Source organism: Streptomyces sp. NPDC001700 (assembly GCF_053596435.1).
Genome location: NZ_JBSFGE010000003.1, coordinates 594,519 through 615,157, shown reverse-complemented (window position 1 = coordinate 615,157; position 20,639 = coordinate 594,519). Strand labels below are relative to the sequence as shown.

The 20,639-nt window shown below is 71.2% G+C and carries 18 protein-coding genes and 1 tRNA gene; 9 read left to right on the top strand and 10 right to left on the bottom strand.

Annotated elements, in window-relative coordinates:
* From ACWC5C_RS08530 to ACWC5C_RS08515, 4 genes are all read left to right on the top strand, one after another.
* Positions 1-4,249, top strand: a 4,249-nt coding sequence (locus ACWC5C_RS08530) for an amino acid adenylation domain-containing protein (protein WP_450874690.1), incomplete at its 5' end; no start/stop codon positions are given.
* Positions 4,249-4,476 (top strand): MbtH family protein, encoded by a 228-nt coding sequence (locus ACWC5C_RS08525; protein WP_450874689.1) that lies wholly within the window; start codon positions 4,249-4,251, stop codon positions 4,474-4,476. The genes ACWC5C_RS08530 and ACWC5C_RS08525, both read left to right, overlap by 1 nt.
* The gene (locus ACWC5C_RS08520; RefSeq protein ID WP_450874688.1) at positions 4,473-5,426 is read left to right on the top strand and encodes an ATP-binding cassette domain-containing protein; all 954 of its coding nucleotides are present in this window, start codon (positions 4,473-4,475) and stop codon (positions 5,424-5,426) included. The genes ACWC5C_RS08525 and ACWC5C_RS08520 overlap by 4 nt, the downstream gene beginning before the upstream one ends.
* Positions 5,427-5,443: 17 nt before the next feature.
* On the top strand, positions 5,444-6,292 hold the full coding sequence (locus tag ACWC5C_RS08515) for an ABC transporter permease (RefSeq protein WP_450874687.1): 849 nt from the start codon (positions 5,444-5,446) through the stop codon (positions 6,290-6,292).
* A gap of 15 nt (positions 6,293-6,307) precedes the next feature.
* Here the strand turns inward: ACWC5C_RS08515 and ACWC5C_RS08510 are convergent, their stop codons facing one another.
* Both ACWC5C_RS08510 and ACWC5C_RS08505 read right to left on the bottom strand, forming a co-directional pair.
* Positions 6,308-7,510, bottom strand: coding sequence for a sensor histidine kinase (locus ACWC5C_RS08510; RefSeq protein WP_450874686.1), 1,203 nt, complete (start codon positions 7,508-7,510; stop codon positions 6,308-6,310).
* Positions 7,511-7,674: 164 nt separating this feature from the next.
* A complete protein-coding gene (locus ACWC5C_RS08505) occupies positions 7,675-8,334 on the bottom strand; it encodes a response regulator (RefSeq protein WP_450874685.1) in 660 nt (219 codons plus the stop codon).
* Positions 8,335-8,396: 62 nt separating this feature from the next.
* On the opposite strand from ACWC5C_RS08505, the gene ACWC5C_RS08500 reads away from it, so the two are divergent.
* Positions 8,397-9,986 (top strand): histidine kinase, encoded by a 1,590-nt coding sequence (locus ACWC5C_RS08500; protein WP_450874684.1) that lies wholly within the window; start codon positions 8,397-8,399, stop codon positions 9,984-9,986.
* Between the two features lie 417 nt (positions 9,987-10,403).
* On the opposite strand, the gene ACWC5C_RS08495 is transcribed toward ACWC5C_RS08500, so the two are convergent.
* Positions 10,404-11,054: a response regulator gene (locus ACWC5C_RS08495; protein ID WP_450874717.1), complete on the bottom strand. Its 651-nt coding sequence runs from the start codon at positions 11,052-11,054 to the stop codon at positions 10,404-10,406.
* 173 nt (positions 11,055-11,227) lie between these two features.
* Here ACWC5C_RS08495 and ACWC5C_RS08490 point away from each other — a divergent pair, with 173 nt between their 5' ends.
* Together ACWC5C_RS08490 and ACWC5C_RS08485 are read left to right on the top strand one after the other, a co-directional pair.
* Positions 11,228-12,172 carry an ABC transporter ATP-binding protein gene (locus tag ACWC5C_RS08490; protein ID WP_450874683.1) on the top strand — a complete coding sequence of 315 codons (945 nt, stop codon included), beginning with the start codon at positions 11,228-11,230 and terminating at the stop codon, positions 12,170-12,172.
* Positions 12,169-12,966: an ABC transporter permease gene (locus ACWC5C_RS08485; protein WP_450874682.1), complete on the top strand. Its 798-nt coding sequence runs from the start codon at positions 12,169-12,171 to the stop codon at positions 12,964-12,966. The genes ACWC5C_RS08490 and ACWC5C_RS08485 overlap by 4 nt, the downstream gene beginning before the upstream one ends.
* A gap of 88 nt (positions 12,967-13,054) precedes the next feature.
* Here ACWC5C_RS08485 and ACWC5C_RS08480 read toward each other — a convergent pair whose 3' ends face one another.
* The 5 genes from ACWC5C_RS08480 to ACWC5C_RS08460 form a co-directional block, all read right to left on the bottom strand.
* The gene (locus tag ACWC5C_RS08480) at positions 13,055-14,674 is read right to left on the bottom strand and encodes a sensor histidine kinase (RefSeq protein WP_450874681.1); all 1,620 of its coding nucleotides are present in this window, start codon (positions 14,672-14,674) and stop codon (positions 13,055-13,057) included.
* Positions 14,675-15,021: 347 nt separating this feature from the next.
* A tRNA-Ser gene (locus tag ACWC5C_RS08475) sits at positions 15,022-15,108 on the bottom strand.
* Positions 15,109-15,167: 59 nt separating this feature from the next.
* Positions 15,168-15,680 (bottom strand): tRNA adenosine(34) deaminase TadA, encoded by a 513-nt coding sequence (gene tadA, locus ACWC5C_RS08470; RefSeq protein ID WP_450874680.1) that lies wholly within the window; start codon positions 15,678-15,680, stop codon positions 15,168-15,170.
* Positions 15,681-15,699: 19 nt separating this feature from the next.
* Positions 15,700-16,215 carry a tRNA adenosine deaminase-associated protein gene (locus ACWC5C_RS08465; protein ID WP_450874679.1) on the bottom strand — a complete coding sequence of 172 codons (516 nt, stop codon included), beginning with the start codon at positions 16,213-16,215 and terminating at the stop codon, positions 15,700-15,702.
* Positions 16,216-16,425: 210 nt separating this feature from the next.
* On the bottom strand, positions 16,426-16,623 hold the full coding sequence (locus ACWC5C_RS08460; RefSeq protein WP_450874678.1) for a hypothetical protein: 198 nt from the start codon (positions 16,621-16,623) through the stop codon (positions 16,426-16,428).
* Positions 16,624-16,810: 187 nt separating this feature from the next.
* On the opposite strand from ACWC5C_RS08460, the gene upp reads away from it, so the two are divergent.
* Entirely contained in the window at positions 16,811-17,446 is a 636-nt protein-coding gene (gene upp / locus ACWC5C_RS08455; protein WP_385436166.1) for a uracil phosphoribosyltransferase, read from the top strand.
* 18 nt (positions 17,447-17,464) lie between these two features.
* Here the strand turns inward: upp and ACWC5C_RS08450 are convergent, their stop codons facing one another.
* The gene (locus ACWC5C_RS08450; RefSeq protein WP_450874677.1) at positions 17,465-18,115 is read right to left on the bottom strand and encodes a LytR C-terminal domain-containing protein; all 651 of its coding nucleotides are present in this window, start codon (positions 18,113-18,115) and stop codon (positions 17,465-17,467) included.
* A gap of 115 nt (positions 18,116-18,230) precedes the next feature.
* Positions 18,231-18,527, bottom strand: coding sequence for a type II toxin-antitoxin system VapB family antitoxin (locus ACWC5C_RS08445; RefSeq protein WP_009716657.1), 297 nt, complete (start codon positions 18,525-18,527; stop codon positions 18,231-18,233).
* A 394-nt stretch (positions 18,528-18,921) separates the two neighbouring features.
* Between ACWC5C_RS08445 and ACWC5C_RS08440 the strand changes: the two genes are divergently transcribed.
* The gene (locus ACWC5C_RS08440) at positions 18,922-20,406 is read left to right on the top strand and encodes an SDR family oxidoreductase (protein ID WP_450874676.1); all 1,485 of its coding nucleotides are present in this window, start codon (positions 18,922-18,924) and stop codon (positions 20,404-20,406) included.
* Positions 20,407-20,639: the final 233 nt, after the last annotated feature.

Sequence of the window (20,639 nt, the reverse complement as noted above, 5' to 3'; positions counted from 1 at the left end):
CCCCCGCACCCCCCAGGAAGAAATCCTGGCCACCCTGTTCGCCGACATCCTCGGCCTGGAACAGGTCGGCATCGACGACAGCTTCTTCGACCTCGGCGGACACTCCCTCCTCGCCACCCGCCTCGTCTCCCGCATCCGCACCGCCCTCGGCGCCGAACTCTCCGTCCGCCAGCTCTTCGAAACCCCCACCATCACCGGCCTCACCCAAGCACTCACCACCACCGCCACCACCGCCCGCACCGCCCTCACCACCCGCCACCGCCCCACCCGCATCCCCCTCTCCCACGCCCAACGCCGCCTCTGGCTCCTCCAGCAGATGGACCCGGGCAGTTCGCTCTACAACATCCCGGTCGCCGTACGCCTGACCGGCTCACTCGACCACGGAGCGCTGCGCGAGGCGCTGCACGCGGTCGCGGTCCGGCACGAGTCGCTGCGGACCCTGTTCGCCGAGGACGCGGACGGCCCGCACCAGGTGATCCTCGATGCGGACCGGGCACGGCCCGTCCTGGAGGTGGTGGCCACCGCCGAGGAGGCGCTGGACGAGCAGCTCTCGGCGGCGACCCGCCATAGCTTCGATCTCGCCGGTGAACTGCCCATGCGGGCCTGGCTGTTCGAGACGGGACCCGACCGGCAGGTGCTGCTTCTGCTGATGCATCACATCGTGGGGGACGGCTGGTCGATGGGCCCCCTGGCGCGGGACCTGGCCACCGCCTACGCCGCCCTCACCGAGGGCCGCGCCCCGGCCTGGACTCCGCTTCCGGTGCAGTACGCCGACTTCACTCTCTGGCAGCGCGAAGTCCTCGGCTCCGAGGACGACCCGGACAGCCCCATTTCCCAGCAACTGACCTACTGGCAGCGCATGTTGGGCGACCTCCCGGCGGAGCTGGAGCTGCCCACCGACCGGCCCCGGCCGACGACTCCCTCCCACCGGGGCGACATCGTCGACTTCGACCTGTCCGCAGAGTTGCACGCCGCCGTCGTAGCGCTGGCGGGCAAGCAGAACGTCACGGCGTTCATGGTGGTGCAGGCCGCGCTCGCCGCACTGCTGTCCCGGGTGGGCGCGGGGATCGACATCCCCATCGGCACTCCGGTCGCCGGGCGGGACGATGACGCGGTGGAGGACGTCGTCGGGTTCTTCGTCAACACCCTCGTCCTGCGCACCGACCTCTCCGGCAACCCCCGATTCCGCGAGCTGCTCGACCGGGTCGCCCGCACCGACCTGGAGGCGTTCGCCCGGCAGGACGTACCGTTCGAGCGGCTGGTCGAGGTCCTCAACCCGGAGCGGTCACTGTCCCGGCACCCGCTGTTCCAGACGGCGTTGAGCTGGAACAACGAGACGGTGGCGCTCGACCTGTCCGGTGTGGCGCCCGAAGGGCAGCGGGTACGTTCCGGCACCGCGAAGTTCGATCTGAACTTCATCCTCGCCGAGCGGCGCACCGCGTCCGGCGCGACCGCGGGCATCCTCGGGCAGATCGAGTACAGCCTCGACCTCTTCGACCGGGAGACCGTCGCGGAACTCGCGGAGCGGTTGGTGCGGCTGCTGACCGCCGCGGTCGCGGACCCCCGGCTCCGGATCGGGGAGATCGAGGTCCTTTCGGCCCCGGAACGGCAGCGGATCGTCCACGAGTGGAACGCGACCGGCGCGCCGGTCCCCGCCGCGTCCCTGCCGCAGCTCATCGTGGAGCAGGCGGGCCGCACCCCGGATGCCGTGGCCGTCGAATGCGGCGCGACCTGCTGGACGTATCGCGAACTGATCTCCCGCGCCGACGAACTGGCCGAGCGGCTGATCGCGCAGGGCGTGCGGGCGGAGACGCCGGTCGCCCTGCTCATGGAGCGCTCGGCGGAGCTGGTCGCCGCGCTGCTCGCGGTGGTGCGGGCGGGCGGTGTGTACGTACCCCTGCACACCGGCTATCCGACCGCGCGGATGCGTTCGGTGCTGGACGAGGCCCGGGCGCCGGTCCTGGTGATCAGCCGTGGACTGTCGGCGCACGACCTAGTGGCCGAGCAACGCGCCGTCGGCACCCGGGTTTTGCTGGCCGAGGAGCCCGGCGCGGCCGAACCGGGCGGGACCGTCCCGCTGCCGGAGCGCATCGAGCCGGACCGCCTCGCGTACGTGATGTACACGTCCGGCTCCACGGGCAAGCCCAAGGGCGTGTCGGTGACCCACCGCGATGTGGTGGACCTGGCCATGGACCGCGGCTGGGGGGTCGGCCCGCAGGACCGGGTGCTGATGCACGCACCGCACGCCTTCGACATCTCCGTGTACGAGATCTGGCTGCCGCTGCTCCGCGGTGCCCGGGTCGTGGTCGCCCCGGCGGGCGATGTGGACGCGGCGACCCTTGACCGCCTGGTGCGCGAGCACGGCATCAGCCACCTGCATCTGACGGCCGGTCTGTTCCGGGCCATGGCCGAGGACCTCTCGGAGAGCTTCGGCCTCGTACGGGAAGTCCTCACCGGCGGCGACGTCGTACCCGCGAGCGCCGTCGAGCGGGTCATCGAGGCCCACCCCGCGACGACGGTGCGCCATCTCTACGGGCCGACCGAGATCACGCTGTGCGCCACGGGCCACGCGGTCTCGGCCCCGTACCGGGCGGCCGGCGGTCTGCCCCTGGGCCGCCCCCTGGACAACACGCGGGTGTACGTCCTGGACGCCGGGCTGCGGCCGGTGCCCGCCGGGGTCGCGGGCGAGCTGTACATCGCCGGTTCCGGCCTGGCCCGCGGGTACGCGGGCCGGGCGGATCTGACGGGGGAGCGGTTCGTCGCGGACCCGTTCGGCGCGCCGGGGACCCGTATGTACCGCACGGGTGACCTGGTCCGATGGAACAAGACCGGTCTGCTGGAGTTCGTGGGCCGGGCCGACGACCAGGTCAAGATCCGCGGGTTCCGGGTGGAACCCGCGGAGGTGGAGACCGTACTCGCCGGTGCGGCCGGGGTGGCGCAGGTCGCGGTGGTCGCACGGGAAGACCGGCCGGGCGACAAACGCCTGGTGGCCTATGTCGTACCGGCGGCGGATACCCGTCCCGAGGCGGCCGCGCTGCGCGACTTCGCGGCGGACGTACTGCCGGAGTACATGGTGCCGTTCGTCGTCCTGACCGACGCGCTGCCGCTGACCCCCAACGGAAAACTGGACCGGCGCGCGCTGCCCGCCCCCGCCTACGCGGGCGAGGGGCGCGGGGAGCCGGTCACCCCGCAGGAGCAGATCCTGTGCGACCTGTTCGCGCGGGTGCTCGGCGTGGAGCGGGTCGGGACCGAGGAGAGCTTCTTCGCACTCGGCGGGCACTCCCTGCTGGCCACCCGGCTCGTCAACGGCGTCCGCGAGGCGCTGGGTCTGGACATGTCGGTGCGGGACCTGTTCCAGTCCCCCACCGTGGCCGGGCTGCTGCGGCAGCTGGACGCCGGGGGCAGCGGCGACTCGTTCTCGGAGGTGCTGCCGCTGCGGGCCACCGGCGACCGCACCCCGCTGTTCTGTCTGCACCCGGCGCTCGGAATCGGCTGGTGCTACGGACGGCTGGCCGGCCGGCTCCCCGCCGAGCTGCCGGTGTACGCGCTCCAGGCGCGCGGACTGCTCGGTCAGGAGCCGCCCGCCCGGGACCTCGACGAGATGATCGACGAGTACTGCGCCCGGATCCGGGAGGTGCAGCCCGAGGGCCCGTACCAGATCCTCGGCTGGTCCATGGGCGGACTGCTCGCCCACCGGGTCGCCACCCGGCTGCAGAGCCAGGGGCAGCGGGTGGGGCTCCTCGCCATCGTCGACGCGTATCCGGTGGAGCCGTCCCGTACGGACTGGGATCCGGCCGAGCTGACCGCGCAGATCAGCGCGGATCTCGGCTTCGACATCGAGCAGGTGGGCCCCGAGCAGGAGGAGGAGGTTCTCGCGGGGCTCCGGGCCAAGGGCCACCCGCTGGGGCACCTGCCGGGCGGTGACATCCGGGCCGCGGCTCGCGTCTACGTCAACAGCACCGCGCTGACCCGGGGCCTCCGGCCGGAGCGGTTCACCGGCGATGTCCTGTTCTATTCGTCCGGCGCGTCGTTCAGCAGGGACGACGCGACGTTCAACGCCGGGGCGTGGCGCCCGTACGTGTCCGGTGACATCACCGAGCACGTCGTGGATTTCCTGCACGAGGACCTGATGATCGAGCCCGCCGCGGTCGCGGAGATCGCGGCGGTCCTCGCCAAACACGTACGGGATCCCGCGGTCGCCGGGCCCGTCGGCAGAGACAAGCAGCAGAGGAAGAGAAGGAGCATCTGATGAGCAACCCGTTCGAAGACCCGGAAGCCACGTACGTCGTACTGGTCAACGACGAGGCGCAGCACTCCCTGTGGCCGGCGTTCGCCGAGGTGCCCGCGGGCTGGACGGTCGCCCTGGCGGAGACCGACCGCCCGGCGTGCCTGGAGTACATCAACCAGAACTGGACCGACATGCGGCCCAAGAGCCTCGTCGAGGCCATGGAGGGTTCCGGGCAGGGCACGGCTTGAACGAGGTCATGATCGAGGCGTCCGGGGTCCGCAAGAGCTTCGGCGATGTCCACGCCCTGAACGGCGTGGACATCGAGGTCGCCCGGGGCAAGGTGCTCGGGCTGCTGGGCCACAACGGTGCCGGCAAGACGACCCTGGTGAACATCCTGTCCACGGTCTCGCCCCCGACCGCGGGCACGGTCCGGGTCGCCGGGTACGACGTGACCGCCCAGGGAGCCGCGGTGCGCGCCCGGATCGGGGTGACCGGGCAGTTCGCCTCGGTCGACGAATACCTCTCCGGGTACGGCAACCTGGTCCTGATCGCCCGGCTGCTCGGTGCGGGCCGGCGCGAGGCGGCGGCCCGGGCCACCGAGCTGCTCGAACAGTTCCGGCTGACCGAGGCCGCCAAGCAGCCCTCCCGCACCTACTCGGGCGGTATGCGCCGCCGGCTCGACCTTGCCGCCAGCCTCGTCGGCCGTCCCGATGTGCTGTTCCTGGACGAGCCCACGACGGGCCTCGACCCGACGACCCGCATCTCGCTGTGGGAGACGGTCGAGGGGCTGGTGGCCGACGGCACCACCGTGCTGCTGACCACGCAGTACCTGGACGAGGCCGACCGGCTCGCCGACTGGATCACCGTCCTGTCGAAGGGCCGCGTCATCGCGTCGGGCACCAGTGGCCGGCTCAAGTCGGAGCTGGGCAGCCGCGCGGTGTACGCCGCGCTCACCCCGGAATCCGACCTGGCGGCGGCCACCGGCGCGCTGGCTGCGGCCGGCTTCCAACCGCGCTCGGACCCGGAGCGGCGCACGCTGAGCATGCCGGTGGACAGCTCCGCGGACATCGCGGCCGTGGTGCGGGCGCTGGACACCGTGGGTGCCGAGCTGGTCGAACTCACCGTCAAGGAGCCGTCGCTGGACGACGTCTATCTGGCACTCACCCAATCGCCGACGGCCCTCGCAGGCGCGGCCTGACATCACGGGAGTCCCCGTTGGCCCTCCAGGAACGCACCCTGGACACGGCGCCCGTCGCCGTACCCGGCACCAGAACCGAGTGGCGCGGCGGCAGCGTCGCCACCCAGCTGTGGGTGCTCACCGCCCGGCAGATCCGGTCCATGTACGGCGACACCCGGCTCGCGCTGTTCAGCCTGGTCCAGCCGCTGATCATGCTGCTGTTGCTGAGTGAGATCTTCGGCAGCATGGCGAACCCCGACGACTTCCCCCACCAGGTGCGCTACATCGACTACCTGATGCCCGCGCTCCTGGTCACCACCGGCCTCGGCTCGGCGCAGGGGGCCGGAGTGGGGCTGGTCAGGGACATGGACAACGGCATCGTGGCCCGGTTCCGGGTGCTGCCCACCCGGCTGCCCCTGGTCCTGGTGGCCCGCTCGCTGGCCGATCTGGTGCGCGTCCTCACCGAGCTGATCGTCCTGCTGGCCTGCGGCACGCTCTTCTTCGGCTTCCGGCCGTCGGGCGGTGTGCTCGGCACGGCCGGGGCCCTGCTGCTCACGGTGTTCGTCATCTGGTCTCTGATCTGGTGCTTCATCGCGCTCGCCGCGTGGCTGCGCAGCGTGGAGGTGATGTCGAGCATCGCGGTCCTGGTGATGTTCCCGCTGATGTTCGCCTCCAGCGCGTTCGTCCCGCTGAAGGGGCTGCCGGAGTGGCTGCGGGTCGTGGCGAAGGTCAATCCGGTGACGTACGCCGTGGACGGTTCACGGCGCCTCTCGCTGGGCTGGGACCCGGGGTTCGTCGTGCTCGGCGCCCTCGTGACGAGTGCCGTCCTGATGGCCGTCGCCGGTTTCGTGGCCGCGAAGTGCTTCGGCAGGGCGCCGAACGCCTGACAGCCCCGCAGGCCCTCAGCGGGCGGGGTCGAGGGGGAGCAGGACGCTGATCAGAAAGCCGCCGCCCTGCCTCGGCCCCACATCCAGCGTGCCGCCGACCATGCCGACCCGTTCGCGCATGCCGATCAGGCCGAGGCCGGACCCGCCGAAGCCACCGTCCCCGTACGTCCGCTGGGCAGCGCCCCGCCCGTCGTCCGCGATGAGCAGGCCGAGCCCGTCGTTGAAGTAGACGAGCCGGACGCTGGCGCCCGCGTCGGGGCCGCCGTGCTTACGGGTGTTGGTGAGGGCTTCCTGCACGATGCGGTACGCGGTCAGCTCGACGCCACTGGGCAGCGGGCGGGGGGCGCCCTCGACCTTGAACTCGATGGGCAGTCCGGCGTCCCGCACTTGTCCGACCAGGTCCTCGATCTGCCGGACGTCGGGCTGCGGCACGTACTCGCCGCCCTCCTGGCACTCGCCGTTGCGCAGCACATCGAGCAGCCGGCGCATCTCCGTGAGCGCCTGACGGCCTGCCCCCGAGATGGTCTCCAGCGCCTTGCGGGCCTGCTCGGGGGCGGTGTCCAGGACGTACGCGGCGCCGTCGGCCTGCACCACCATCACCAGGACGTTGTGCGTGACGACATTGTGCAGTTCGCGGGCGATCCGGGCGTGCTCGGCCTGAACCGCCATCCTCGACTGGACCGCGCGTTCGTTCTCCAGCCGTGCGGCCCGTTCCTCCAGCTCCGCGAGGTACGCCCGGCGGATGCGCAGCCAGTCGCCGAGCACCCAGGCGAACCCGAAGGGAGCGGCGAGGATGACCGCTATGAAGACCTGCTCCCCTAAGCTCACCTCGGGCTGTGGCCAGCGCACCTGGGCGATCGGCGCGGCGCACAGCCCCGCCACCAGCGCCGTACGCGAGGCCCAGACCGAACCGTTCACCGACACGGTGTAGATGATCACTGGCATCGCGGAGTCGGCGGGCATCACCTCGACATCGCAGATGAGCTGTGCGACACCCGTCGCGCCCGCCAGGATCAGCATCTTCTCCGGTGCCCGGCGGCGCAGCGCGACGACCAGGCTCATCGCCACCATGATCGGCACGGCCGCCCACGGCGGCTCCCCGTCCCCCACGTCCCGCGTGCCCATCAGCCAGATCCCGCCGAGCCCGAGCAACACGACGGCGCATAAGACGTCCACGCCCGTCGGGTGTCTTCGGAGAAAGTCATAGAGACGCTGCACGTCACCCAGAGTAGGAACGCTCACAACCCGTCGGCGTCAGCCCGGGGGCCGATCCGATTCCCCGTGGCCTACTCCCCAAGGTGGATACTGTGACCGGGAGTTGAAGGGCGCGGTTCAGATCACAGAGCGTCGCGCCGACCGGGAGAGACCGCCGCGGCACGGCCTCAGTCGGTGGCCGCGATCAGGTCTGCCTCGTGGGCGATGATGGCGGCCTGCACGCGGTTGTCGACTCCCAGTCTTCTAAGGATCGAGCTGACATGAGTTTTCACCGTGCCCTCCACGAGATCCAGGCGGCGGGCGATCTGCGCGTTCGACAGACCTGCGCCGAGCAGCCCCAGCACGACGCGCTCGCGGGTGCTGAGCCGGGCGGCCTGCTCGCGGGCGGCCGATTTCCGCGACATGTTCTTCAGGGAGAGGCCCCGGATCACCCGGTGCGCCGCCTCGGGGGAGAGATAGGCGGCGCCGTCGGCTACCGCGTGCACGCCCGCGATCAGTTCACGCGGGTCGCCCGACTTCAGCAGGAAGCCGCTCGCTCCGTTGCTCAGGGCTCGGGCGATGTAGTCGTCGTTGCTGAAGGTCGTGAAGATGATCACCGCGGTGCGCGAGGAGGACCTCAGGATCTCGGACGCCGCGTCCAGGCCGTCCAGCCGCGGCATCTGCACGTCCAGCAGGGCGACATCCGGCTGATGGCGGTGGACCATCTCCACGGCCTGCCGGCCGTCGGCGGCCTCGGCCACCACCTCGATCTCCAGGTCGGCCGACAGGATGGCCCGGGCGCCCGCCCTCATCATCGGTTCGTCATCAGCAAGCAGAACTCGAATCACCAAATTCCCTATTCTCTCTTCGCCCCGGCCGGTGCCGCGTCGGCGCACAGCCAGGACTTACTGTGAAAGACCGTTCCTGCTTCCTTGCCGCCTACGCCAACCGGCGCAAGGCCATCTGGAGCGTAGCCCTGTGGTGCGGGCTCGCCGTGCCGCCGCTGCTCGGCTCGCCCACCGACCTGGCGTCCTCGACGGTCTGGTGGAGACTCGGCGGGCTGGCCTTCCTCGTGCCGGTCGTCGCCTTCCGGAGGCGCTATCTTCCGCTGGCCTGGGGGGTCAGCGCGGCGCTCGCTCTGATCAACCCCTGGTTCTCGCCCGCTCTGTTCGCGATGAGTTACCTCGTCGGCCGCCGCGAAAGGCGCGAGCGGCCCCTGCAAGTCGCGATCGCCGTGGGCGTCATCGCCGCGACCATGATCGTCACCGGCACGACGTCCGGGCATCTCACGACCTGGCTGAACGCCGCTCCCCTCCTCGTCGGCGCGGTGACCGCCTGGCTGGCAGGGCGGCACCGGCACCAGCGCCGTGAGCTCGAACTCGCCGGCTGGCAGCGCGCCCAACACCTGGAGCGGGAGCAGCAGCTCAGCGTCGACCGGGCCCGGATCCGCGAACGGGCCCGCATCGCCCAGGATATGCATGACCAACTCGGCCACGACCTCACCCTCATCGCCATGCTGGCCGCCGCGCTCGAAGTCGCCCCGCGCCTCGACGAATCGGCCAGGTCCAGCGCCAAGGAGCTGCGCGTCAGCTCAGGTCAGGCGATCAACCGGCTCAGCGACATCATCGGCGTGCTGCGCGTGGACGCCCCGGAGGAGCCGACGCCCTCGCTGCGTGAGGACGTCATGAGCACCGTGGACCGGGCGCGTACCGCCGGCATGCTCATCGAGCTGGAGCGGCGCGGTCTCGACACCACGGCGCCACGCGGCGTCGAGGAAACGGTGCAGCGCGTCGTGCAGGAGGCGCTGACCAATGCCGCCAAGCACGCCCCGGGGACCGAGATCCAAGTCCTGGTGGAGCGGCTGCCGGAGCGCACCGTGGTGACCATCACCAACGAGGGGTCGGACAGCCCGCCACACGACACCAGCGGCAGCGGGATGGGGCTGGTCGGGCTCGCCGAGCGGGTCCGGGTCCTAGGCGGCACCCTGACGGCGCGCCCCCTCGAACACGGTGGCTTCGAGGTGGCGGCGCGGCTGCCGCACTCGGGCACCCGCAGCGGCATCGCCCAGTCCCCCGGGCCGGCCGACGGCAGCGGGCTGCCGGGCGCGCCCGTATCGACCAAGGCTCGGCAGCGGGCCGAACGGCGGGTGCGCCGCAGTCTGGTCGCGGTCGTGGCCGTGCCGGTCGCGGCGGCGGCCGCGGTGGCCGTGCTGATGGTCGGCTACGTCTCCCGGACCGTCGAGAACATGACGCTCGACGCGGCCACCTACCGCGGTCTGCGGCAGGGCCAGAAGTGGGAGGACCTGCGCTCCCAACTGCCCGACCAGGAGGTGAACGCGGGGGCCGCGGTGGAGAACCCGCCCATACCGAAGCAGGCTTCCTGCAGGTACTACCGCGCCGACGGCGGCGGCCTCTTCTCCATGGGGTCCGCGGTCTACCGGCTGTGCTTCACGGACGGCCAGCTCGTGACCAAGGACGAGCTGCGCGAGAAGCGGAATTAGGCTCTTCGATCCTCCTGGATCCTGCTGCATCCGGTGGCATCCGGGGTCGGTGTGGACGTGTCCACACGCCCGAATTGCGGCTGGCGGGCGCTGGTCGGCCCTGAGCTACGGGCGCCGAGACCGCAGGTGAGAACCGATGCTTGCGGAACCTGGTCAAGACGAGTGGCCCTGTGCTACGTCGGGCTACCCCGCCTGGGGCCGAAGTCGATCTTCGGGGGAGCTGGAGTCCTCGCCAGGTGGCTTTCATGTGGGGAGGGACAGGCACCATGGATGCTCACGTGCAGACCCGTGTTGCGGCATACGCCATCGCGGTGGAAGACGAGCGGCTGCTCCTGGCCCGCTTGTCGGACGCATCACCCCCTGGCGGACCTGTGCGCTCATGGCGGACGGCGAGCTCGTCGTACCCCGCGAAAGTGCCTAGCGATCGCGGCCGACCAGGCCTGTTTCCCAGGCCGCGAGTGCTGCCTCCACGCGGTTGCGTGCTCCCAGCTTGCCGAGGATCGCGCTGACGTGGGCTTTCACGGTGCCTTCCACCAGGTGTAGGCGGGAGGCGATCTCGGCGTTGGACAGTCCCGCGCCGAGCAGCGTAAGGACGGAAGTCTCCCGCTCGGTGAGCTGTTCGACCGGGTGGCGGGACGATGGAGTGCGGGTCATGCGGCCGGTGCGCAGCCCGCTGATGACCCGGGTGGCGACTCTTGGTGACAGGTAGGCGCCTCCGGCGGCCACCGCGTGTACACCCGTCAGCAGTTCCCTGGGGTCGTCTGCCTTGAGCAGGAAACCGTTCGCGCCCACGCGCAGGGCGTGCTCGATGAAGTCGTCCTCGCCGAAGGTGGTCAGCATGATCACCGCAGTGCCCGGCAGGTCCCGGTAGATCCGGGCGGTGGCGGTGATTCCGTCCAGCCGTGGCATCTGGATGTCCATGAGGGCCACAGCCGGCCGGTGGCGATGCGCCGCCTCGATGGCCTCGTGCCCGTCGGCAGCCTCCGCGACGACCTCGATCCCGGAGTCCCGCGCCAGGATCGCGCGCACGCCGGCGCGGACCATCGCCTCGTCGTCTGCCACCAACACGCGTACCACCGGCACAGCCTAACCACTCGCCGTGGTCGATGAATTGGGCGTTCGGCAGGGGAGCCCCTGACGAAAGTAAGGGGTGCGATCACCGCCGCTGGAGCGATGCGGGAGGGCCCCGGCGATTCCTACGGTCGTGGACGTACCGGAACGCCGGTGACCGAAGGAGATACGTGATCACGCTCAGAGGCCTGACGAAGCGCTATGGCGCGACCGCGGCCGTCGATGGCCTGACATTCGACATCAGGGAAGGGCAGGTGACCGGGTTCCTCGGCCCGAACGGGGCGGGCAAGTCGACCACCATGCGGATGATTCTCGGGCTGGACCGCCCGTCCGAGGGGGAGGCGCTCATCGATGGCAGACCGTACTCCGCGTTCCGCCATCCGGTCCGTGAGGTCGGAACGCTCCTTGATGCGAAGGCGCTGCACCCTGCGCGCTCCGCGCGCGGCCATCTCCTCGCGCAGGCCCGTAGCAACGGAATCCCCGCGAGGCGCGTGGACGACGTGCTGGAGACGGTGGGGCTGACCAAGGTCGCGCGTCGGCGCGCCGGCGCGTTCTCGCTCGGCATGCACCAGCGGCTCGGCATCGCCGGGGCCCTTCTCGGCGATCCGAAGGTGCTCATTCTCGACGAGCCGGTCAACGGTCTCGACCCCGACGGGGTGCGCTGGGTGCGTGAGCTCGTCCGGGCGCAGGCGACCAGAGGCCGGACGGTCTTCCTTTCCAGCCATCTCATGAGCGAGATGCAGTTGACCGCAGATCGGCTCGTTGTCATCGGGAAAGGCAGGCTGCTCGCGGACCAGCCGATGGCGGAGCTTCTGGCGAGAAGCTCCCAGGCTTCGGTGCGTGTGCACGCCCCCGACCCCGGGGAGCTGCGCATGCTCGTCGAGCATCTGGGGCGGCGCGCCACGGTGCGTGTCGAATCGGTCGGCGACGGCGTGATCGTCGTCAAGGGCAGCGGCGTCGCAGAGGTCGGCGACCTCGCGCACCGGCTGGGCGTACGTCTGCACGAACTGCGGGGCGGCGCGGCCTCCTTAGAGGATGCGTACATGGAACTGACGGCCCGGAGCGTGGAGTACGGGGCCATGGACACCGCGTCGGCGACGAAGGTGGGGGCATGAGCGCTGTGACGACCGAGGCAGGCGACCGAGTGGCCGAGCGCCCGTACTCCGGCGGCGGGCAGGCCGGGGCGGTCGCCGCCGAGTGGGTCAAGTTGTGGTCCGTCCGCTCGCCGTACGTGTGTTTGGTGGCGGGCGCGGCGATCACGGTCGTCTTCACCTTCTACTACGGCTCCATCGCCCGTATCAACGACAAGCCGCCGCAGCCAGTCGGCAACGCGCCGGTGACGTCCCTGCTCCTCGTCCAGTTCGCCGTCGTCGTCCTGGCGATGACCGCGGTGACGAGCGAGTATGCGACGAGCAGCGTGCGCACCTCGCTGCTGTGGGTGCCCGTCAGACACCGGGTGCAGCTCGCCAAGGCGCTCGTGTGCGCGGCTGTGGCCTTCGCCGCCGGAGTTCTCCTCGGTGTGCTGGGCATGGGTGTGGCGTGGGTGCCCTTCCGGGGCCACGCCACGTTCGAGGTCACGAAGGCCGTCTGCCAGCTGCTGGCGATGGGCGTGTACTGCGCGCTGATCGCGGCGCTGGCCGTCGGGGTGTCGTTCGCGCTGCGGGCCTCGGCGGGAGCGCTGACGGTGCTCTTCGTCCTGATCTCGGCCGTCCCCAGCATGCTCACGGGGCTGGGCGGCGACGTGCTGCTGGCGATCAACGACTACCTGCCGCAGACCGCGGGCACGTACCTCATGCGGGGCGACGGCGGCGCCCCGTACCCGACGGCCGTGGCGGCCGTGATCGTGGCGTCGTGGACGGTCGCCGCCCATCTGCTCGGACTGCTCGTACTGCGACGCAATGACGCGTGATGCCCGCCTCCCCCGCTACCTGCGCCGTGCCGCCCTGGGCGACAGCCGGGCCTGGGGCACGATCCCGGGGGCGTCGCCGGGCGACGGCTCAGGCGGCACTCGGCTCGCCTGGCACTACGTCCTTGGCCACCAGTCGGCCGTCCGACCAGCAGAGCCGGTACAGGTCCACCTGCTCCAAGAGATTGATGTTCGACCGGTAGAACTCGCAGGTGGAGCCGGAGGGCGCGGGCTCGGCCCTCATGTGGTCGGGCGGATAGCGGAACGGCTGAGGTGGCAATACCGCCTCGTAGCCTTCTCGTTCGGCACCGACCTTGAGTGTCGCGAAGTCCGCGGGCCGCAGCACGCAGGTGGACAGCTGATAGCCGAGCAGCGCGGCGGAGACGAGCGTGACGAGTCCGAATCCGGCCGGGAGTCCGAACGCGATAGTGAAACGTAACCGGGCCCGGCGCCGGGCGGCCGACGCCAACCCGCTCACCGATGCCGAAGCCGAGTGCTCCGGCGCGGGCTCGGTCACCCTCGGTCGCTCGGCGGGCGCGCGGTCCGGCAGGGCGGCGAGCACTTCGAAGCCATCTGCCGAGGGCGCCGCCCGCAGCGTCCCCCCGAGCATCAGGGCCCGTTCCCGCAGCCCGGCCAGTCCGTGCCGGCCCGGCCCCACGGTGGACGCCGCAGCAGACTGCGATGCCGTATTCGTCACCCGCACCGTGGTCCAGCCGCCATCGCGAGTGACGCGTACGAGGACCGCGCTGCCGGGAGCGTGCTTGATGGCGTTGGTCAGTGACTCCTGCACCACGCGGTACACCGCCCGGTCGACCAGCGGCGGAAAGACGTCTGCACCGTCGCGGCTCAACTCCACAGCGACGCCGGACTCCCGTACACGCCCGACGAGTTGCTCCAGGGACTCCACCGAGGCGGCAACGGCCCCGTGCGTCGGCACCGGCTCCGGCGCCCGCTCCGCTTCGGGGCCGTCACGCAGTACCCCGATGGCGTCCCGTAGGTGGTCGACCGCATCCGAAACCATCCCGCGCAGCTCGGCGAGGTCCTCACGGTCCTGTCCTGACAGTGTCGGAGACAGTTCCAGAGCGCCCGCGCGCAGACCGATGAGGCTGAGCTCGTGCCCGAGGGAGTCGTGCATCTCGGCCGCGATCCTGGTCCGCTCCCTCAAGCGCGCCTGCTCCGCGACGTGGCCCTGCTGCCTCTCCAAGCTGTGCGCGCGCTGCCAGCCGCCGTGTACCAGGGCCTGCCGGGCGTGCCAGTAGCGGCCTGTCAGCCAGGGCAGCACCATGGCCGCAGGCAGCAGCGTCACGGCGTAGAACCAGTGGACGGCGCCTACCCGCAGTACACCGCACAGCCCCAGGTCGACCGCCATGCAGCCGCCGAACACCCACAACGCGGCTCCGGTGTCCGCGGACCTGGTGGCGAGCAGAAAGGACAGGACGGCCAGCGACAGCAGGTAGGCGTTCGCCGGCGTTCCTGGTGAGGCCAGGCCGAGTGCGCACAGCCCGTTGACGAGGAACACAGCGCCGCCGGGCCGCTTTCGGCTGCCCGGGACCGCCACCGCCAGCACCAAGGCGGGCAGCAACAGCGCCGTCACCAGGGACGACCGGGCCTGGTCCGCGTACCAGAAGACGCCCGCCGCCATGAGCACCGTCCACAGCAGCGCGTCCGCCGCCGCAGGCCGTGCCGCCGCCCAAGCCGTCCGCGCGGACACCCGCGCGTCATACTCGCCAACACCACCCGTACGACCGATCACCCGCCGAGGCTACCGAGGGCTCTTTCCATGGGCGTCGCCACGTTCGATCGCCGGTGCCGAAACCTCAGGCTCCCGGCGCACGGTGAGTGAGTTCGTGCTGCCGCACGCGCAGCCGCGTAACGCCGGGCTGTGGGACCCGCGGGGCCAGATCCCACAGCAGGCCCCGTCATCGACAGCCGTTTCGGCAGGTCAGCTGGGGCCACGTGGGGTCACGTGCCGGGGCGTGTCCACACAACTGGTGGACGCGTCCACACGCAGAACACCCCCCTGCCCTGCGTTTCCGCAGGTCAGGGGGGTGATTCGAGCGGTAGCGGTGGGATTTGAACCCACGGAGGAGTTGCCCCCTCACGCGCTTTCGAGGCGCGCTCCTTCGGCCGCTCGGACACGCTACCGAGGCAGAGCCTAGCGGACGAAGGGCCGAGATCCGAAATCGGTTCCGGGTGGGGGTGGATCAGGGGGTGGGTCGGGGGGTGCGGAAGAAGGCGGTGAGGGGGGCCGCGCACTCTTCCGGGAGGACGTCGTGGATGACCTCGGGGCGGTGGTTGAGGCGGCGGTCGCGGACGATGTCCCAGAGGGAGCCGACGGCGCCCGCCTTCTCGTCGACCGCGCCGTAGACCACGCGGTCGAGCCGGGACAGCACGATGGCGCCCGCGCACATGGCGCACGGCTCCAGGGTCACCACCAGGGTGCACCCGGTCAGCCGCCAGCCGCCGAGGCGGCGGGCCGCGGCGCGCAGGGCGAGGACCTCGGCGTGGGCCGTGGGGTCGCCGTGGGCCTCGCGTTCGTTGCGGCCGCGGCCCAGCACCGTGCCGTCCGGGCCGAGCACGACGGCGCCGACCGGGACGTCTCCCGTCTCGGGTGCCCGTACGGCCTCCTCCAGCGCGAGGCGCATCGGGGCGCGCCAGGGGTCACGCAGGGGGTCGGGGTCGGGTCCGGGGAAGAGGCCGGTCAGCGGATCGGTCATGACACCAGTGTGGCGGCGGTCAGCGAACCGCCTCCAGGCCCTCCATGCTGCAGCCGAGCATGTCCGCGATCGATTCGAGCGCGTCCCCGTCGAGGGTCTTCAGTTCCTTCTCCTCCATGCCCAGGTCGGTCAGGATGTCGCCGTCGCCGAGCGGGCCCACCGGGACCGGGGCGTCGGGGTCGGCTTCGTCGTCCTCGTCGGGCTCGCCGTCCTCGGTGCCGTCCAGGTCGACGAGGCTGTCCAGGTCGTCCTCGGGGTCCCGGCCGAGCAGCTCGTCGGTGAGCATCGAGCCGTACGAGGTGCGGGCGGCCGCGGCCGCGTCCGATACGTAGATGTGCGGGTCCTCCTCGCCGTCCACGCGGACGACGCCGAACCACGCGTCTTCGTGCTCGATGAAGGCCAGAACCGTGTCGTCGTCCTTGGCGGCCCCACGAGCCAGATCGATCAAATCGGTCAGAGTCTCCACGTCATCGAGCTCTGTGTCGCTCGCTTCCCACCCTTCTGCGGTGCGCGCGAGCAATGCGGCGAAGTACACCGTGACTCTCCCACTGGTCATAGGCGTGCCGGGGCGGGCGGGACAGTGTCCCGCCCCAATCGGAATCGTGGCAGAAACCGTCGCTTCGCGAGAGGTCTTCCGCGCTGCGTCGTGCACCAGTCCAAAGAGATGTGGCTCACGTGAAACGAAACGGACCGACCTGATCGCTCCCTCGGCGGTGCGCCGGGTTCGGGTTCGGGATCGCGTTCCTCAGCGGAACGTACGCAGCAGTATCGCCTCGCGCATCCGGGCGGCGCGGGTCAGTCGCGGTCGGACGCGGTCGCGCACCCGCCGGGCCTCGTCCAGCGCGCGCAGGAAGCTTTCGCGACGGCGGCGGCGGTCCGCTGTGCTCTCGCGTGCGGACACGGCGCCCATCGTCCTGCCGGTGGGCATGTCGGTGTCGGCCATGGCCTCACCCCTCGGGCCGAGGTGTCCGCCCGGACGTTGGGCCCGGGCGCTCCTGCCCACTTTCCCCCGAAACAGCGCTTTGATGCCAGTACGGCGGCAGACTGTCGGCGCGCGCCGGGTGCCGCCGGGGGTCGCCGGGGGTTACCGGCGGGAGCCGCGGGCGGTGGGCTCGGTTAGTGTCGATGCCATGCGGATCCACGTCGTCGACCACCCGCTGGTGGCGCACAAACTCACCACGCTGCGCGACAAGCGCACCGACTCCCCCACCTTCCGGCGGCTCGCCGACGAGCTGGTGACCCTGCTCGCGTACGAGGCCACCCGCGATGTGCGGACCGAGCAGGTCGACATCGAGACCCCGGTGACGCCGACGACCGGCGTGCGGCTCTCGCACCCGCGCCCCATGGTGGTGCCGATCCTGCGGGCGGGGCTCGGAATGCTCGACGGCATGGTGCGGCTGCTGCCGACGGCCGAGGTGGGCTTCCTCGGCATGATCCGCGACGAGGAGACGCTGCAGGCGTCCACGTACGCCACGCGGATGCCCGAAGACCTTTCCGGCCGTCAGGTGTACGTACTGGACCCGATGCTGGCGACCGGCGGGACGCTCGTCGCCGCCATCCGCGAGCTGATCAAGCGGGGCGCCGACGATGTCACCGCGCTGTGCCTGCTGACGGCGCCCGAGGGCGTCGAGGTGATGGAGCGCGAACTGGCGGGCACGCCCGTGACGGTGGTCACCGCCTCCGTCGACGAGCGGCTGAACGAGCACGGGTACATCGTCCCGGGGCTCGGCGACGCGGGCGACCGGATGTACGGGACGGCGGGCTAGAGCTTCGTACGGTCCGGCTCAGCAGGGCGAGCCGGACGGCTTGGGTGAGGGCTTGGTCAGCGCGGTGAGCGCCTTGTCGGCGTCTTTCTGCTTGGCCAGGTCCTTGAACCCCGAGCCGATGATCAGATCGACGTCCTTGCCGCGGCGGGCGTCGTTCTTGGTCTGGGCCCCGGCGAGCTGGGTGCCGAGCACCCGGGAGGCCCCTTCGGCGGAGGCCGGTGCGCCCAGGAGTATCCCCGCGGCCTTGACCTTGTTGTCGTACGCCTTCGGGGCGTTCCCCACGTCGCCGATCTTGAAGCCGCGCTTCTCCAGCGCCTTGGCGGTGTCCTTCGCGAGCCCCGAGCGCTTGGTCGCGTTGTAGACGTTGACGGTGATGTCGGACGGCTTCGGCAGCTTCTTCGCCGCCGCCGTACGGGACGACGACGCGGGGTCGCGCTTGCAGTCCGCGCTGCCGCGCGCCGCGCGCACCGTGTCGCCGCCCTTGCCGCCGCCACCGGAGAAGACGTCGATGAGCTGAAGTGTCCCCCAGCCGACCAGGCCGAGCGCCACGACCGAGCCGAGGGCCGCGAAGACCAGGCGTCGGCGGCTCCGGGGCCTGCGCATACGCGGGTAGCGGTCGCCCGTGATGCGGTACTTACCGCCCATGCCGGGAGGGGTCAGCATGCTCATAAGCGCAGCGTAGTGCGACCTGGTGACGATGCCTACTAAATGATCAATGGTTCGTGTGCAGTCCAACCCGAAAGGGCCAATGCGAGGGCCCGGCGGCGGACGCCCGCGGACGGCGTCAGTCGAGTTCCAGCACGCGTGCGTGCAGCACCTGACGCTGCTGGAGCGCGGCGCGCACGGCTCGGTGCAGCCCGTCCTCCAGGTAGAGGTCGCCGTCCCACTTCACGACGTGGGCGAAGAGGTCGCCGTAGAACGTCGAGTCCTCCGCGAGCAGCGTCTCCAGGTCGAGCTGCTGCTTCGTCGTGACCAGTTGGTCAAGACGTACCGGGCGTGGGGCGACATCCGCCCACTGGCGGGTGCTTTCCCGGCCGTGGTCGGGATAGGGCCGACCGTTTCCGATGCGCTTGAAGATCACACGGAAAGCCTACCGGGCAAGCGGCTTCCGGCGCAGCCAAGGCGCGGGAGTGCCAGGCCGGGGGCCGGGGAAGGGGCTTGGGAGTGGATGGACAAAAGGGTGAAATTTTCTTAGGAGGGGACTAGTCGCCCAAGGGGGTCAGGAGTAACGTTAATAACAGCCTGCGGGGCGAGCGAGGGAGCTCGACCGGAGAGGCGTTCAGGACAGAGGACTTTGGTTCTCCGGAGCGTCTCGTTGATGGCCGGGCTGAGAGGCCGGAAGGTCGGGGAGACCGGAAGGCGACCTCCACCACCTGATCCGGACAATGCCGGCGAAGGGAGCCCACCTCGCAGGTTTTGTGCTGCCCGGTTGCTGCCCGGTTGCGGTGGGTTCCTTTGCGTTCAAGCATGGCCGCATGCGCTGTCTGGTCACCGGGGCCACCGGGTACATCGGCGGCAGGCTCGTGCCCGAGCTGCTGAGCGCGGGGCACGCGGTGCGCTGTGTGGTCCGTTCCCCCGCGAAGCTGCGCGATCACCCCTGGGCGGGGCGGGTCGAGATCGTACGCGGCGACGTGACCGACGAGGAGTCCATCGGGGCGGCCCTGGAGGGCGTGGACGTCGCGTACTACCTGGTGCACGCGCTGGGCGGCGGGCCCGGCTTCGAGGAGACCGACCGGCGCGCCGCCCGCCTCTTCGGCGAGCGGGCGCGGGCCGCCGGGCTCCGGCGGATCGTCTACCTCGGGGGGCTGACCCCGGCCGGGGTCCCGGACCGCGACCTCTCACCCCATCTTCGTTCCCGCGCCGAAGTGGGCCGGGTGCTGCTGGACTCCGGGGTGCCGACCGCGGTGCTGCGGGCCGGGGTGATCATCGGGTCGGGTTCGGCGTCGTTCGAAATGCTGCGCTATCTGACCGAACGGCTACCGCTCATGGTCACCCCGCGCTGGGTCCGCACCCGCACCCAGCCGATCGCCGTCCGCGATGTGCTCCGGCTGCTGGTCGGCTGCGCCGCCCTGCCGTACGAGGTGAGCCGGGCCTTCGACATCGGCGGCCCCGACGTCCTCACCTACCGGGACATGATGCGGCGGTACGCGGCCGTCGCCGGGCTGCCCCGGCGCGGCATCTTTCCGGTGCCGGTGCTCAGCCCGAGGCTGTCCAGCCTCTGGGTCGGGCTGATCACCCCCGTACCGGGTGCTCTCGCGCGGCCGCTGGTGGAGTCGCTGCGGCATGAGGTGGTCTGCGGCGAGCGGGACATCGGGCGGTATGTGCCGGATCCGCCGGGTGGTCCGCTCGGCGTGGACCGGGCCTTGGAGCTGGCGTTGCGGCGTATCCGCGAGGCGGATGTGGCCACCCGCTGGTCTTCCGCCGCCACGCCCGGCGCGCCCAGCGATCCGCTGCCCACCGACCCCGACTGGGCGGGCGGCACCCTCTACACCGACCACCGCCGCCGCGCCGTGAACGCCTCCCCGGAGGAGGTGTGGCGGGTCGTGGAGGGGATCGGGGGCGAGAACGGGTGGTACGCGCTTCCGCTGGCGTGGGCCTTGCGTGGCTGGATCGACACCCTGATGGGCGGCGTCGGCCTGCGGCGCGGGCGGCGTGACGCGGCCCGGCTGCGGGTGGGGGACAGCCTCGACTTCTGGCGGGTCGAGGAGGTCCTGCCGCCGCGTCTGCTGCGGCTGCGGGCCGAGATGCGGTTGCCGGGGCTGGCGTGGCTGGAGATGCGGGTGGATCTTGACGCGGCCGGTCGTACGGTCTTCCGCCAGCGGGCCGTCTTCCACCCGCATGGGCTGGCGGGGCACGTCTACTGGTGGGGGGTCTCGCCGTTCCATGCGCTGGTGTTCGGGGGGATGGCTCGCAAGATCGCCGCCAAGGCGGAGTCGGCGGGTCCGGCTGTGTGCCGGTGACCGGGCTGCCGGGGTGGTTGTTCCCCAGCCCCGCCCCTTCCCGAAACCGGGGCTCTGCCCCGGGCCCCGGACGCGGTCCGGTCTGCGCCGCAACGTCTGCCTGACGGGGCGGGATGTGGCGGGCCGGGGTGCGCTGTCGTCTGCGGTGGGTGGTTGTTCCCCTGGCCCGCCCCTTCCCGAAACCGGGGCTCTGCCCCGGGCCCCGGACGCGGTCCGGTCTGTGCCGCAACGTC